This is a genomic window from Fusibacter sp. QWL-12, assembly GCF_058683495.1.
In genome coordinates, this window is record NZ_CM178745.1 from 194,801 (window position 1) to 208,797 (window position 13,997).

19 protein-coding genes are annotated in these 13,997 nt (G+C 36.3%); 2 read left to right on the top strand and 17 right to left on the bottom strand.

Annotation, left to right across the window (positions count from 1 at the left end):
- Window positions 1-103: 103 nt before the first annotated feature.
- Both AC4PID_RS01185 and AC4PID_RS01190 read left to right on the top strand, forming a co-directional pair.
- On the top strand, window positions 104-304 hold the full coding sequence (locus AC4PID_RS01185) for a type II toxin-antitoxin system HicA family toxin (protein WP_492133759.1): 201 nt from the start codon (window positions 104-106) through the stop codon (window positions 302-304).
- A gap of 42 nt (window positions 305-346) precedes the next feature.
- Window positions 347-757: a type II toxin-antitoxin system HicB family antitoxin gene (locus AC4PID_RS01190; protein ID WP_492133760.1), complete on the top strand. Its 411-nt coding sequence runs from the start codon at window positions 347-349 to the stop codon at window positions 755-757.
- A 99-nt stretch (window positions 758-856) separates the two neighbouring features.
- On the opposite strand, the gene AC4PID_RS01195 is transcribed toward AC4PID_RS01190, so the two are convergent.
- The 17 genes from AC4PID_RS01195 to AC4PID_RS01275 form a co-directional block, all read right to left on the bottom strand.
- Window positions 857-1,543 (bottom strand): hypothetical protein, encoded by a 687-nt coding sequence (locus AC4PID_RS01195; RefSeq protein WP_492133761.1) that lies wholly within the window; start codon window positions 1,541-1,543, stop codon window positions 857-859.
- A 659-nt stretch (window positions 1,544-2,202) separates the two neighbouring features.
- Window positions 2,203-2,958 (bottom strand): hypothetical protein, encoded by a 756-nt coding sequence (locus AC4PID_RS01200; protein ID WP_492133762.1) that lies wholly within the window; start codon window positions 2,956-2,958, stop codon window positions 2,203-2,205.
- 34 nt (window positions 2,959-2,992) lie between these two features.
- A complete protein-coding gene (locus tag AC4PID_RS01205) occupies window positions 2,993-3,814 on the bottom strand; it encodes a DUF5677 domain-containing protein (protein ID WP_492133763.1) in 822 nt (273 codons plus the stop codon).
- 482 nt (window positions 3,815-4,296) lie between these two features.
- A complete protein-coding gene (locus tag AC4PID_RS01210; RefSeq protein WP_492133764.1) occupies window positions 4,297-4,815 on the bottom strand; it encodes a GNAT family N-acetyltransferase in 519 nt (172 codons plus the stop codon).
- Between the two features lie 41 nt (window positions 4,816-4,856).
- Window positions 4,857-5,381 (bottom strand): GNAT family N-acetyltransferase, encoded by a 525-nt coding sequence (locus AC4PID_RS01215; protein ID WP_492133765.1) that lies wholly within the window; start codon window positions 5,379-5,381, stop codon window positions 4,857-4,859.
- 83 nt (window positions 5,382-5,464) lie between these two features.
- A complete protein-coding gene (locus AC4PID_RS01220; RefSeq protein WP_492133766.1) occupies window positions 5,465-5,965 on the bottom strand; it encodes an NUDIX hydrolase in 501 nt (166 codons plus the stop codon).
- A 158-nt stretch (window positions 5,966-6,123) separates the two neighbouring features.
- A complete protein-coding gene (locus tag AC4PID_RS01225) occupies window positions 6,124-6,516 on the bottom strand; it encodes a nucleoside 2-deoxyribosyltransferase (RefSeq protein WP_492133767.1) in 393 nt (130 codons plus the stop codon).
- Between the two features lie 65 nt (window positions 6,517-6,581).
- Entirely contained in the window at window positions 6,582-7,055 is a 474-nt protein-coding gene (locus AC4PID_RS01230; RefSeq protein ID WP_492133768.1) for a GNAT family N-acetyltransferase, read from the bottom strand.
- A 22-nt stretch (window positions 7,056-7,077) separates the two neighbouring features.
- On the bottom strand, window positions 7,078-8,205 hold the full coding sequence (locus AC4PID_RS01235) for a tyrosine-type recombinase/integrase (protein WP_492133769.1): 1,128 nt from the start codon (window positions 8,203-8,205) through the stop codon (window positions 7,078-7,080).
- 129 nt (window positions 8,206-8,334) lie between these two features.
- Window positions 8,335-8,526, bottom strand: coding sequence for a hypothetical protein (locus AC4PID_RS01240; RefSeq protein WP_492133770.1), 192 nt, complete (start codon window positions 8,524-8,526; stop codon window positions 8,335-8,337).
- A 262-nt stretch (window positions 8,527-8,788) separates the two neighbouring features.
- A complete protein-coding gene (locus AC4PID_RS01245; RefSeq protein ID WP_492133771.1) occupies window positions 8,789-9,334 on the bottom strand; it encodes a RidA family protein in 546 nt (181 codons plus the stop codon).
- A 30-nt stretch (window positions 9,335-9,364) separates the two neighbouring features.
- Window positions 9,365-10,096 (bottom strand): hypothetical protein, encoded by a 732-nt coding sequence (locus tag AC4PID_RS01250; protein ID WP_492133772.1) that lies wholly within the window; start codon window positions 10,094-10,096, stop codon window positions 9,365-9,367.
- Window positions 10,097-10,179: 83 nt separating this feature from the next.
- Window positions 10,180-11,157, bottom strand: coding sequence for a class I SAM-dependent methyltransferase (locus AC4PID_RS01255; protein WP_492133773.1), 978 nt, complete (start codon window positions 11,155-11,157; stop codon window positions 10,180-10,182).
- Window positions 11,154-11,651 (bottom strand): MarR family winged helix-turn-helix transcriptional regulator, encoded by a 498-nt coding sequence (locus tag AC4PID_RS01260; RefSeq protein WP_492133774.1) that lies wholly within the window; start codon window positions 11,649-11,651, stop codon window positions 11,154-11,156. The genes AC4PID_RS01255 and AC4PID_RS01260 overlap by 4 nt, the downstream gene beginning before the upstream one ends.
- Window positions 11,651-12,193: a GNAT family N-acetyltransferase gene (locus tag AC4PID_RS01265; RefSeq protein ID WP_492133775.1), complete on the bottom strand. Its 543-nt coding sequence runs from the start codon at window positions 12,191-12,193 to the stop codon at window positions 11,651-11,653. The genes AC4PID_RS01260 and AC4PID_RS01265 overlap by 1 nt, the downstream gene beginning before the upstream one ends.
- A 109-nt stretch (window positions 12,194-12,302) precedes the next feature.
- Entirely contained in the window at window positions 12,303-13,262 is a 960-nt protein-coding gene (locus tag AC4PID_RS01270) for a permease (protein ID WP_492133776.1), read from the bottom strand.
- 131 nt (window positions 13,263-13,393) lie between these two features.
- Complete coding sequence (locus AC4PID_RS01275) at window positions 13,394-13,966, bottom strand: MarR family winged helix-turn-helix transcriptional regulator (RefSeq protein WP_492133777.1); 573 nt, start codon at window positions 13,964-13,966, stop codon at window positions 13,394-13,396.
- Window positions 13,967-13,997: the final 31 nt, after the last annotated feature.

Below are 13,997 nucleotides of genomic sequence, written 5' to 3' on the forward strand. Positions count from 1 at the left end.
GTGTTAGATGAAGTTCAATTATTGCTTTTTACTACTAATACGTATATAATATACGTATAGAGCGTTGTTCTTGTTCTAAATTTCCTATTACTTAGGAGGATTCATGAATCATCGTTCTTATAACTCAAGGGAGCTACTTAAACTACTTAATAGTGATGGCTGGGTTGTGGTCAGAATCAAAGGTTCTCATCATCAACTAAAATACCCTACTAAAAAAGGGACTGTCACTATTCCGCATCCTAAAAAAGACTTACCTCGAAAAACCTTTGAGAGTATTCTTAAACAGGCTGGAATTGAAGGGTAAGTGCTCCCTTCGATTTCAACATTTACGAAAGAAGGTGTAACAATGTTAGCTGATCGTTATGTTTTCCCTGCAATTTTCCATTTTGCAGACGATGGTATTTCTGTCGAGTTTCCAGATTTACCTGGATGCTTCACTTATGGCGAGGACGAAATTGAAGCTTTATCTAATGCAAAAGAAGCTTTAGAACTGCATATCTTTGGTTTGGAAGATGATAAAGAAACTATCCCAGCACCCTCTCATATAAAAAATATAGTTACAAAGAAAAATGAATCTATCGTGCTTATAGATATATGGATGAAACCTGTTAGAGATTTCATGAAAAATAAGGCAATTAAAAAAACTTTAACAATCCCCAAATGGCTTAATGATGTTGCTATTGAAAATGATGTGAATTTCTCTCAATTATTACAAGTAGCAATTAAAAACTATTTAGGAATATCCACTAATGAATAACCATTCGATTTTGAATGGTTTCTTTTTTTGAATTTCATCTAACGTTCTTGCAGCCCTCGCAGCGTGAGTTGCGAGGACTGTGTGTTAGACGAAGGAATCTTAATTCTTCTCAATTAATTTTTCTACAACATCATATCCCTCATCATTTTTAGGATCAATTATAATATCAAAAATTCCTAAGTATTTTTTATCAAATAAATCAAAGTATTCAATTTTTATCTTTAGTTCCAAATAATTCTCAATATCTTTAGATATCGGAACTTCTAAACTAATACAATCATTTTGAACCATTAAATGACTAATCCCATTTTTTGATTCTTTTAATTGAATCTTATTGAGTTCATCTCGAATATCTCCAAGAATATGAGTAAACTCTTTTTCAATAACAGATAATCTTGCATAAGAATACTTATAAATTTCTTTCTTCAATTTTTTACTATATATTATAATTTTTATATTTTTTGCATAACCCTTACCATCATTATAAATAGTTAAATCTAATGTGTTACCTTTGCTTTCTTTTCTACTTTCCCAAATTTCTACTTTACCTAAAATCAAATACGGCATTAAAGCTTGATGCTTGCCTAATTGTGCAGTTTTAAGCGTCTTATATGTTATAAACACAAGAAATAAAGTAGATGATATATAAATCATTTGTAAAATCAAATTAATTTTATCTAAGTCAGTACTTGATGTAGTCTTATAAATTTTAATTGAAAAAAAGCTGATTAAAACAAGTATTGTAACTATTGTTAACATTTTTAATATACTAATAATTTTTTTCATGATCTTCCTTTCTGAATTTCTTTCGTCTAACGTCCGGCTGTTCACGATGTTGCGGGATTTCACTCCTTAGAGTGAAATCTTGGAGCGGTCTTGCCTCAATAATAGATTCTGTATCGAGGCAACTTTACCCTTTGTTTAGTTTCATACTTTTATAAAAGACCGTGACAAAGCAATATCGGGAAAAGCATGTTATGGGAAGTATCTATCAGATGAATGATTTGAAACGACTAGCGGAGGGACAACAGCGAAAAGGAGGCCACGTTATGTTTCAATCAGGATTTAAGCTTAAGTTTACTTCTGAGATCGAGCTTCCTTAGAAGCGATTACATGAGACGACTGAAATAAGAGAGAACTCGATATGTATCACGGCTGAATTTGCTCCAGGTATCGACTGAACCATCAAATTTCAGAACCCCTCTTTTCGATGGTGGATTCGTTATGTCTATCTTCACATTATCCAGCGGAACTTTGATCACAATACACCAGAAGACCTAGCCAAAGATCGCACCGGAACAACTAATCAAGTCTACATACCTACTTTCTCGACACCACACTTTAAGACCCAATTCAAGTCCATACCCTCAACTTCCATATTTCCCATAACGTTCTTGCAGTCCTCGCAGCCTTAGTTGCGAGGACTGTGTGTTAGCTGAAGTCTTTTAATTCATCATCGCTTTAATTTTACTCACAATCCTATTTATCTGGAACAAATCTAGCTTATTCATTTCATTGTTCTCTTCTTCACTCAACATACTTTTGTATTTTTTTATTTTACTTAAGAATTCGTGAAACTCATTAAAGTTACTATCCTTTAACAACATGTCTATTGACCTGATTTTAGAAATAAACGCTCTGTTTTTATACGTATAGAAACTTCTTGCCACGGTATGAAGAGCATATAACTTAAAATCGTTGTCAGTAAACTTATCTAATAATTTAAGGGTATTACTTGTATTCTGCTTAATTTCAGAGATTACTTCTTCCCATTGATAATCAAATAATTCTAAGTTTTCTCTTTTATTCATTAATGAATAACTAACTTCTTTAATCAGAGCTTTATCAAGACTTGTAAATATATCGCCTTCAAAACGCTTCCATCGTGACTCGGTTGATCCAATGTAGATTCCGTTAGATATCTTTAAATCAACTTTTGATATAACAAGATAACATCCTTCTAGTTGGGATTCCAAATTCTTATTTTGCTTAGTATTATGATGGTAAGAAATTAGATTTGAATATTCAACATCAGATACATTTTGAGTCAAAATGACAATGAAATCTATATCTCCTTTGCCATGAACAAAATCTCCACCAATAGTTGACCCATGAATAATAATGTCTTCTATTTTTTCTCCTAATATGTCTTTTAATGTAATATAAAATTTACCAATCATAAGTTCTACAGATTTGTCCATTATTACTCCTCAATTAAGATTTCAGCTAACGTTCTTACAGTCCTCGCAGCCTTAGTTGCGAGGACTGTGTGTTAGCTGAAGTCTCAAAATATGGTTTTAATTTCACTTCAATTGCTTCGATTTTACTTTTTTTGTTTAATTTGAGAAAGGAATCTATATCTAGCATTGCTCTCAGCATTATCCAAATAGTTGTAACTACTACATATCTTTGATCTGAATATTTTGGTAGTGGATTTAATCCAACTATAATATTGTCTTCCCAATCCATATAGCTAAATAATGATTTTATGTTCGTATGAACATCTTCACAAAGCTTATGATAAACATAAAAAAATACATCTTTCATCTTTGCTTTATTTGCGAGATTACGTGCAGTAAAATTATCCTTATTATAATTTAAAATAATCTTTTCCAATTCTTCAAAATCACTGTTCATTATGTAACTTTTTAAATCTTCTCCGTATTCATTAGGGTTTTTACGAATTCTTTTAATCAACTCGTAAGTCTCATAATCTCCTTTTAGTACGAACTGATCATAAAGAGATTCTTCATTAATAATTCCACTAAAAATAAAGACTGATTCTATAAAAACTCTTAGAATTGCTCTGGAATCACTCAACAAACCATAGTTGCTTAAAATAAGTGTAGAATTATAGCTTTCGATTATTTTACAATATAAAGCTAATAGTACTACTTTTTTGTTATCATCATTTGCAACATTTGTAGAGTACATAATTTCGTATGCCAGACTAACAGTATCCATTCCAATTTCAAATAGATCTTTATTTTCAATTTTATTTTGGTTTTTAATATCAAGGATTTGAGTTCCTAAATAACCATATTTTTCAAATGGCATAATATTCTCCTTAGATTTCAGCTAACGTTCTTGCAGTCCCTCGCAGCGTAAGTTGCGAGGACTGTGTGTTATAAGAAGGTGTTTGCTTCTCCAATTGAATTTCGGAAACGAAACCTTTCCTAATAACTAACCATTGCATCCTAAACTTAGATCGCGATAAAATAACCCTGTTCTTTTAATCTTTTGATCTTCAATTATCTTTTGAACTTATTTCTTTTCGCTTTTTACAACTAGCTTAATTTAAAATCATCTTACTTTAATGAGCCAAGTACCGCTTCACTCTATGTAACTCAACCCACACTTTCTTATAACTATACAAACCCTGTACTACACTCATAAATAATACATACGTTAAGAAAACCTAAGACTGTATTACAGGGTTATTCATATTCTGAGTATATAATGCACTCACTCCGATTTTATATACAATAACCCCTTCATATCTTAAAAAATCACTAACACCCAAACACTTACAAACACTATCAAATTTGATGTTCCATATTGTATATAGATCTATTAACCCCTTCTAAAACAATCTCCGATTTCACCGTCACATCAAATCCCATCGATTTCCAGAACTTCAGTGCACTCTCATTTTCTATGAGTACACCTATTTTTATTTTGTCACCACTATCTTTTTTGACCATTTTGATTATTTCATGAATTATGTACTTACCTAATCCATTTCGTCTTGCTTTTGGATCTATCAACAGAAGTCCAATATACCAAGTTCCATTTTGAGGGTAATTTCTTATAAGATCTACAAAACCAACCAGATCTTCTGCTATATTAAAGATCCCTAAATTGATTTTGTCTTCATAAGTTTTATTAGGTGGTAATGCCACTAAAAATTCTTGTGCCTCATTGCCAGTTGCAGGTTTACCTTGAGAAATCAAGAAATAATCAACACAAGAATTACATAATTCTTGAATTTTTATTTGATCATTATGTGATACATCTTTAATAATGAAGTTTTTATATTCATTGTAGTTACTTATCATAATACATTTCCAATCTTTAATTAAAATAAGAGTTCACTTTTTCATTTAGATGACATTAAATCATAACCATACACATATTCATCATAATATATGCTAGTTCCCGATTTGTTAAAAACGCCTTCCCTTTCAACTTTAAATCCCAACTTATTTAAAACAGCATTTGAACCTATGTTTTCCTTGGCTACTGATGCAGTTATTTTTTCGCCACCATTTACCGTGCAAAACTCTATTAAACTCGATATCATTTCTGACGCAAATCCTTGTTTCCAGAAATCCTTATGAATACAATAGCCTAAATCCCAAACTTTATTGTCCTCGCTTGGCACTAAACTACAGGTTCCAATATATTCACCTGAATCCTTTGAAATAGCCACCATATAATGACAGCCATCATAGATTTCGACATTCTCTTTCCATGATGAGTAGATGGCACCAGCTTTATCACGTGGCGGATCTGAAAGGTACTTTCCCATTTCTTCATCTAGCCATATATCAAGGCAAAAGTCAGCGTCCACTTTTTTTGTGCTACGGATAGTCAATCGTTCTGTATTGATTTGATTTATCATAATTATGCTCCTTTGGATGATAACTCTTATTTTGAAAAGGATCTATTGTCTGAAGCATTTGCATAACAATTACAATTACTATTTCAATATACATGTTTTTTGATATAATCCATCAAAATCGGCCTAATTGTATGACTTATGTTTTCAGGCAACTCATTTGCATCAAAAAACCTTGCAGCTCTGCCTTCCGTCTTTTCTACTATGATCTCTCCAGTGAAATCAGAACAAATGTAAGCAGCGGTTACATTATAGACTTCATTACCATCTGGATACTGATAATATAGCTCTGGTCCAGAATAGACATTTAAAAGCTCAAATTCACCACAAACTAAGTTAATTTCTTCATACACTTCTCGACGGGCAGTATCCTCAAGACTTTCCTTAAGTTCCATTGCGCCACCAGGTAATCCCCACCAATCACGATCGGTTCTATGATGTAGTAGGATTTCATTCTTATCATTTATGAGAATTACACATGCACCACACATGATTATAGGTTGTGTACCGATGTACTTTCTAAGATTTGATATATAATCCATATCGTAAAAGATCCTTCCAGTAAGATATCGTATTAAATTAATCATTCAAACCCATTAGTGTTTTTAAATAGTCTTGTACATTTATGCTTTTTCTTTTATGCTTTTTCTTTTATGCTTTTTCTTTTATGCTTCTTCTTTTACGCTTTTTCTTTTACGCTTTTTCCTTTACGCTTTTTCTTTTACGCTTTTTCTTTTAAGCTTTATCACTTTTGATCTCTTAACACAAGCGCTATCAATTCATCTAAAGTCCCAACACATTGGACGACACCCTCTAAATGATAAAATGTACTCGTCTTATCTAGATCATTTAACTCATTATTTTCAGAGTACAAATAAGTTTTAATGCCATTTCCAATTGCGATCCCCAACTCAACATGACTCCCCTTACCAGCTGGTAAAAGTACCACAACAAAATCCGAGCTCTTAACCGCTTCCAACTCTTTCATACCAACTTCTCTTAATTGATCTAAGGAGGTTAAATGTTTGTTCTGTGTCCAATCATAGGTATGAATAAAGCCTTCCTGTTTCAACCTTTCACTTACAATCTGTACATTCTCTTTATTATTTAATGTCGATGCTATATAAAACCGTTTCATAATTTTCTATTCCCTCTTCCTTTTTTTCCTTTTCCTTTTTCTTTTCCTTTTTCAGTTTTAACGCCCTAATCTCTTTTCCCTTTACCTTCCTTAACCATCAAAATTTCCGTCATACCTTCCGTATAAAATCCCTTAATTTCACAAAGACTTACATAACCAAGCCTCTCATATAGCTGCTTAGCTCTGGTATTCCACGTTCCTACTAACAGCATTATCTTTCGATAGTCAGGGACAATTTCCTCTTCTAAATATTTCATGAGCCGTTTGCCATAGCCTTTTCCACGGCTGTCAGTAGCGACAGCCAAAATGTGTATATAGGGATGAATACCAAATGCACCCTCTAGTTTATAGATTAATACTGCCACGCACTTCATATTTTGATCCTCAGCGATCACGATGCTCTCTTGAGCCAACTCTGTTCGAATCATTCTCTCAATTTTCCCTTTATCATGTTTGAAATAAAGCGATCCCAAATCAGAATCATCGATAATTGCTACCATTGCGTCTATATCATTTTCAGTTGCTTTTCTTATATACATAGTCCCTCCAAATATTTATAGATCAAAGCCCAAGCTGATCCAGCGGATTCACAATCCCCATCAGCGATTTATTGGAAACATGTGTGTATATTTCTGTCGTCTTTGAATGCGAATGCCCCAGTAGCTCTTGGATATATCTCAAATCAACACCCGACTCAAGTAGGTGCGTTGCAAATGAATGGCGAAGGCTGTGGAAGCTGACGATTTTCGTGATGCCCGCCTTCTTACAGCTGGTATTAAAGACAGCTTGAAGTGTCCTCTCGGAGATAGGTCCCGTTCCCTCTTGATTGAGAAAAAGGTACTCATACGGATGATAAACATTTATGTAAGAGCGAAGCTGCTGTGCCAATTTACCCGAAAGTGGCACCATTCGATCCTTGCGCCCCTTGCCCTGTGCGATCAAAATCATCTGACGCTCATAATCAATATCAGAAAGCTTAATCGCAGCCACCTCACTCACACGCATACCGCAGCTGTACCCCATCATGAGCTCAGTTTTATGCTTAAGATTCTCAGTTGCTTGAAAAATCAAAGAAATCTCCTGCTTGCTCAGAACCTTTGGCAGCTTTTTCTCCGTTTTCGGACGTAGGATTCCCATGATCTCCTGTTCATTGAAATTCCCAACAATCCTCAAATGATGCTTAATCGCATTGATGGCTTGATTCACATACGCATGACTACACCCCTTTTCCTCAAGTAAAAAAAGAAGGTATGCGTTCACATGCTCCGCCTCACAATTAAGCTCCATTTGATATAAAAACCGCCTCAAATGTGACAAGTAGCCATCGATGGTCTTCGGACTATAACCCTTTCTCACCAGACGCTCTGACAATTGCTTCACATGATACTCCACCTCTTCCTCAAACTCAGCCTTGTAGTAAGGCACATTTTTAGGAAGCTGCGCTTCTTTCTCTTTAGGGTTATATTGCAAAGCTTTAGCATTAGAATACTTTCGATTCGTCACATAGGAAATTCGTTCTGCATACTCCTGCTTGAACATCACAAGTGCCGTAAATTTCTCTACGGGAAACTCCCAGACTCTAAGCTCTGGTTGCCACCTACCGCCACCAATTTTCTTAAGCCCATTAATCAACACTTCATCATAAGCCAACTTAACGCGTAAAACATCATCTACATGAGTAATTTCCATACTGACCTCCAAATTTTGTAAACTGATTTGAAGTCAGTATATCATATTTTACATTTATTGGTAATTGTATTGTGTGCTAAAATTCTATCAGTTAAGACTATAACTAGACAGACGTTTCAATCCTTTAACCTATTTTTTATTAATTAACGCCACAAATAAATGACTTTTTTCACCGGGAACACGGTACATTCCAATTGCATTCAATTGATGCACACTCATTGCAACAATCTCATACGCCATTACTTCATTGCAGTTTAGTCCTTCCATTTCAAATATATCCAAACCTGTTTTTTCCTTTAAAGCCTTAATTTTTACACTCATATTTCTACATTCATTTGTTTTATGTAAACCTAGTCAGTGGAAGGCGAAGCACGTCTTCACACTAATATCATTATAACATTTTTACCAGTTGATTACAGCGTAATTTGCGGTAAGAATGACAGAATATTACAGTCGCTGCTTTATGCGTTTATCATATAAATACCAAAAAAAAAATCTTCAGGCACAGAGCCTGAAGACTTTTCTCAAGTAAGTTTGTGGCTAGATTGTGGCTAGATTGTGACGAGATACTGGCTAAATAAAACTACTTTATCGCAACAACAACCTCAATTTCCACATTTTGATTGGGATAGCCTAGGACTGTGACACCTTGGAGTGTGCTCGGCGCATCATGTTCACCCATAAATGCTTCATAGGCATGCCACGCTTCGACGAGATCGTCACGGTCTTGAGTCGCTACAAGGACTCGCGTATAGGCGATGTCTTTTAAAGTTGCGCCGATTTGAGCTAAGACAGACTGAATGTTTTCGACACAAAGTGTTGCTTGCTCGCCAATGCTTAGGTTTTCTGGCACCTTCCCATCGCGATCCAAAGGACATGCCCCTGCTAGATGATAGATTTTAGAGCCTTCTGCGATTTCACTCGCATAAGCATAGCTAACATCGGCTAAATTTGTATTTCTTAGCAGTTTTATGTTTTGGTTTATATTTTGGTTTATATTTTGGTTTATATTTTGGTTTATATTTTGGTTTTCATTATGTTTTTCATTTTGTTTTTCATTTTGTTTTTCATTTTGCTTTTCATTATGGTTTTTTTTATGGTTTAAAAGCTGATCCAAATTGTGTGACATATGTGCCTCCTCTGTTTCACCGCTATCTCTTTACCAGTTAGAATCAAGTCGCATTTGCCACTTAGGGCTTTCAACTGCGTCACATTGGTCATCGCATTTTTCCCAAATGGCGAGGTATTGATCACCGAGTCCATTGGTCATCCATGTCCCCAACTCAAAGATGCGAGTTTCATTTACAGGGAAACTATAAATCGCTGAAAGGCTTACCGAATAGCGCTCATCATCCATATAACTGTAAACCTTTTGGAGGTTTTCCCGTCCACTATAAAGCGTACCTCTATTAAAGTAATGACAATCCTCAGTATACAAGGTGCGAATCAGTTCAGCTGCGCCTTTTTCTGATGCAATATTTGCCCAAGTTTCTCTAGCCGTATCTAATTCTGTCAAGAAATCGATTGGCATATCTTTGACTGTGCATGCACTGATGACCTCAATTTCACGGCACCATGTTGTTTCAAAATACCGCCATCCCGTTAATGTCGCATACGTTTCCCCATTAGAAAATTGAAAGCGTCCGATTTCGAATATCAAGTCAGGTGTTTGATTAATCTTCACTTGCTTTAGAATCTCACGTTCTGACATTTCACCTTTTGTTTCTATTAGCGTCTGATAGGTCTTTAAAAATTCCGCAGCACCTTGCTTAACCGCTTCCCTTTCATAAAAAAGCACAACACCTTCAGCTAAGCCAATGTTTGAAAGTTCACCTTGGTTCATGAGTTTCATCCAATCCTCAAATGTCGTTAAAAGTTCTGTCTTAATCATAATCGTCTCCTTTTAAGTGGGTGTCATCATGTTAAAGATTCCAATTGATAAGGCACATCAAAATACGTGCATCTACTGATATATTACCATTTCTCCACAACGAAGCAAAGCGAATTGGAGGCTTCGTCGTAAGGGGCGCCGGCTACGTTTGAGTAGTACGCGCTTAGCTTTAGCCCTGCTGATTCGATTTCCTGTTGCAATCTTGCCACTGTGAAGCTTCTGTCCCAAACGCGAATGACATCTACCTGATCCTTTTCATCGATGATGACGTACTGATCTAAGTAGACATCATCCTCATACAAGAAATGAGAGAAAAGACAGAGATGCGGACCATCCTTATAAAACCCTGAGGCATTTTCCGCATACCAACTATGCGATTCCTTAAGTGGTTCGTATTGGTGTGGTGTGAAGACGTCGAAGATCAGTTTGCCACCTGGCTTTAGAGCACGCTTGATGTTTTCTAAAAGGGTTTGCCTCTGTTCTGGCGAAAGTACGCTATAGTCGCAGTAGATCAATATCGCCCAGTCATAAAGCGCCTCATCCTTGAGTTCAAGATAGCTCTCATTGCGATAGTTGATTTGTAGGTTATTTGAGGCAGCAACTTCTTTTGCATAATTGATTGAGTTCTCTGATATGTCGACACCAGTGACTTCATAGCCGAGCTTTGCCAATCGAGAGGTATACATCCCAGGACCACAGCCAAAGTCGATCACCTTTGGTGCTGCCTCTACAGGTGAAAGCGTTGAAAGCCATTTCACAGAACGGTCAATAAACTGATGATTTCGACTTGCAGCATCATTGTCTGGCGCTAAATGAGCCTCGAGCATGCCTTTCGCTATATGTGGATCCTCCCAAAGTTGGATGCTTCCCGTTGCATAAAGTTCTGGTTTTTGTGCGTATTGCATCAGAAGTTTAAAAACGGATGCGTTTACGTTTACGTTTCCATTTGCATTTGAGTTTGCATTTGCATTTGCATTTGAGTTTGCGTTTATGTTTGCGTTTATGTTTGCGTCTGTGTTTTCGTTTTCGTTTGCGTTTGATGTAGCTGTTTTGATAATCATGTTGCCTCCTTGTTATTTGGTAACACCCGATCTGAGGCTAGATTGGATTCTAGCTCTTCTAAGTTGCACAATATCTGGGTGATCGTTTTTCTAAGTGTTGTAAGGTCATTGCTATCGATATCTTTAAAGAGTTGTCTTGAAAATAGTTCCCCTTCAGGCTGTGTCGATTCCCAGAACTCGCTTTTCGCAGCATTCAGCTCTGCACGTGTGACACGCTTGTCTTGTGCATCTTTTTTGAGGTTTAAGAGCTCCTTTTGCTCGAGCTTAAGTGCGACCTGTTTGATATTTTGATGCGAGGTGCCCATGGCATTTGAAATTTCCTTTATGGTAGGTGCAGTATCAAATAGTTCGATTACTGCGGCAAGTATCCACTGTTTGGAAGTGATTTCAAATGGCTTAAGCGCCTGATCCATCACTTTTTCTAGCTTATTAGCGACGACAAAAAGGTTGCCCAATATATATTGCTGATCTGGTAACTGATTTAACTTATCCATTATACCTCCCTTAATCTACGATAATAGTGATAGGTGTCACTCACCATGTTGGGCTGTATGTGACCAACTGGTTTTCTAATCTCAAACAGTTCGAACCCTGCCTTTACTGCCACTCGATGTGAAGGATGATTCGCACTGTCGATCGTTAAAATCATATATGGTTGATCTGATATCGACATACACCACTGAAAGAGTGCCTCAACCGCCTCAGCCGCATAACCGTTCCCTTTATAGGCGTCGTCTATAAAATAAGCCATTTCAACTTCATTTAAAGTATCCTCAAGCCCCATGCCTACCATCCCCACTATTTGTAGTGTTTCTTTCAGATAGACGCCATAACGCTTGTTGATCCGAATGTCTTTGCAATCCGATTTTGACCGCATATAATTGATAAAGCCATTGAAATCATCTGGCTGTTTTATTTCATCCGACCAATCCTTCATGAATTTCACAACGTCATTTTGGTAGATCATCCGAAATAAATCAAAACGATCCTTTAAATCGAAATCCTTTATGATCAACCGATTTGATACTATGTACATCTCTACCCCCTAGGTTTTTATGAATTAAAGAAAAGGTAATACATTACCTTGTTATGGTAACATATTACCTTTCTGTTAATCACTTTGTCAAGCATAAAGTCTTAATTCCCTACACCAATCTAAGATAAAACTCATATAGCCATCCAAACACGATGCCGCCGAAATAGACCGTTAGAACATAGTATAATATCGCTCTCTTTTTCAAGATTGCAGACATACCTGCGATAACGGGTACACCTGTCGCTTTTCCTGTTATTAGGAACGCTAGTAAAGCACCTTGGCTGGCACCTTCAGTTAGAAAGGATTTCATTAACGGTAATGCCGCTGAGCTTGAAACATAGAGCGGTAACCCAATCGTCGCACCCAGTGGTACAGAATAACTGTTATTTTCACCAAATAATGAGAGAATCCACTGCTGAGGGATAATGAGTTCAACGACTCTGCCTATAGCGATGAAGATGACAAAGTAAAACAGTACCTTCTTGATGCCGAGGTCATAAAAGTTTTCTGCCATCGCCTTCAGTCTGAAACGAGTGACAAGTGACTTCTCTTTAAGAGGTACCTCGCTGAACTGTACCACATTAACTAAATTTGTTTTAGGCTCAGCTTTAATCCTGAACTGATCTTTGAAAAAGTTTGTTTTAACACTCAAATAGTGCGCAATTCCGCCTGCAGTGACACCCAGTACAATTGAAGCGATTAAGACGACTACTGCAAACTCTACACCAAGAAATGTACTTTGAAAGACAAACTCCGATGGACTGGTAAGTGGCGATGAAACTAAGAAAGCCATTACTGGTCCCCAAGGCATTGATGAGATAAACATGGACAAAATCACTGCCATGGTACCACATGCACAAAGTGGTGTGAAAGCACCAAACCCTATAGCAGCTCCGATCGATACTTTTGAATGTTGATTGATATACTTCTTAAAGCTCTGATCATCGATGTAGGTCTTAATAAGAACCGCAATCATCACACCTATTAACAGAATTGACCAGTCTGCTTTAAGATATCCCACTACCGTTAATACGATATCTTTTATAAACAAATAGATTTCTGAATTCATAATATACTCCTTTTACTTAGGTTTCTTAGGTTTACTTAGGTTTCTTAGGTTTACTTAGGTTTCTTAGGTTTGTTTTTACTTATTTATGTTTACTAATTTTATTTGTATCATACAAGTATTGTATAAAAAAATTAGCAGCAATTTGGATTTGCTTTTTCAAAAGCTGCTATTAGATGTGAAACGGAACGAAAGACTTCGTCGATTTCCCCTACAGGCAAATGACTGAGGATATTGCTATAGTATGCGTCAAGGTGTTGGCTCAGTTCATTGGCACTTCCTTCACCTTTTGCGGTTAATTTTACGATAACGATACGTCGATCTTGCTGGTCTTTTTCTCTATCTATATAACCATCTCTGACCAATGTGTCTACGATACGCGTCATGGTACTTGAATTCAAGTTCATTTTAACACTTAAGTCATTCATCGGCATACCGTCTTTATTACGTAACTCTAAAAGGCAGTAGCACTGGGAAGTGGTAAAACCGTGGACTTTAATTTGATCCCGTTCAAACATCTGAAAGATTCTCACAAGCTTTTGAGTGGTCACACGTACATCGTCGATGCAGCATTCCTCACCTTGAACCTGGCACTCATCCGTATTACAGCATGCAGATGTCAACTTTTCATCCATTAAGCGGTCACTTCGATTCTCGACTTGATCGATTCCTTGGATGTTACTTTTCATATTATCTTTTGAGCTCATAATGAACCTCCTGATTTATTTGTATCATACA

Coding starts and splice junctions, on each gene's coding strand:
- AC4PID_RS01185 (WP_492133759.1), top strand. CDS start 104: ATGAATCATCGTTCTTATAACTCAAGGGAGCTACTTAAACTACTTAAT.
- AC4PID_RS01190 (WP_492133760.1), top strand. CDS start 347: ATGTTAGCTGATCGTTATGTTTTCCCTGCAATTTTCCATTTTGCAGAC.
- AC4PID_RS01195 (WP_492133761.1), bottom strand. CDS start 1,543: ATGAAAAAAATTATTAGTATATTAAAAATGTTAACAATAGTTACAATA.
- AC4PID_RS01200 (WP_492133762.1), bottom strand. CDS start 2,958: ATGGACAAATCTGTAGAACTTATGATTGGTAAATTTTATATTACATTA.
- AC4PID_RS01205 (WP_492133763.1), bottom strand. CDS start 3,814: ATGCCATTTGAAAAATATGGTTATTTAGGAACTCAAATCCTTGATATT.
- AC4PID_RS01210 (WP_492133764.1), bottom strand. CDS start 4,815: ATGATAAGTAACTACAATGAATATAAAAACTTCATTATTAAAGATGTA.
- AC4PID_RS01215 (WP_492133765.1), bottom strand. CDS start 5,381: ATGATAAATCAAATCAATACAGAACGATTGACTATCCGTAGCACAAAA.
- AC4PID_RS01220 (WP_492133766.1), bottom strand. CDS start 5,965: ATGATTAATTTAATACGATATCTTACTGGAAGGATCTTTTACGATATG.
- AC4PID_RS01225 (WP_492133767.1), bottom strand. CDS start 6,516: ATGAAACGGTTTTATATAGCATCGACATTAAATAATAAAGAGAATGTA.
- AC4PID_RS01230 (WP_492133768.1), bottom strand. CDS start 7,055: ATGTATATAAGAAAAGCAACTGAAAATGATATAGACGCAATGGTAGCA.
- AC4PID_RS01235 (WP_492133769.1), bottom strand. CDS start 8,205: ATGGAAATTACTCATGTAGATGATGTTTTACGCGTTAAGTTGGCTTAT.
- AC4PID_RS01240 (WP_492133770.1), bottom strand. CDS start 8,526: ATGAGTGTAAAAATTAAGGCTTTAAAGGAAAAAACAGGTTTGGATATA.
- AC4PID_RS01245 (WP_492133771.1), bottom strand. CDS start 9,334: ATGTCACACAATTTGGATCAGCTTTTAAACCATAAAAAAAACCATAAT.
- AC4PID_RS01250 (WP_492133772.1), bottom strand. CDS start 10,096: ATGATTAAGACAGAACTTTTAACGACATTTGAGGATTGGATGAAACTC.
- AC4PID_RS01255 (WP_492133773.1), bottom strand. CDS start 11,157: ATGATTATCAAAACAGCTACATCAAACGCAAACGAAAACGAAAACACA.
- AC4PID_RS01260 (WP_492133774.1), bottom strand. CDS start 11,651: ATGGATAAGTTAAATCAGTTACCAGATCAGCAATATATATTGGGCAAC.
- AC4PID_RS01265 (WP_492133775.1), bottom strand. CDS start 12,193: ATGTACATAGTATCAAATCGGTTGATCATAAAGGATTTCGATTTAAAG.
- AC4PID_RS01270 (WP_492133776.1), bottom strand. CDS start 13,262: ATGAATTCAGAAATCTATTTGTTTATAAAAGATATCGTATTAACGGTA.
- AC4PID_RS01275 (WP_492133777.1), bottom strand. CDS start 13,966: ATGAGCTCAAAAGATAATATGAAAAGTAACATCCAAGGAATCGATCAA.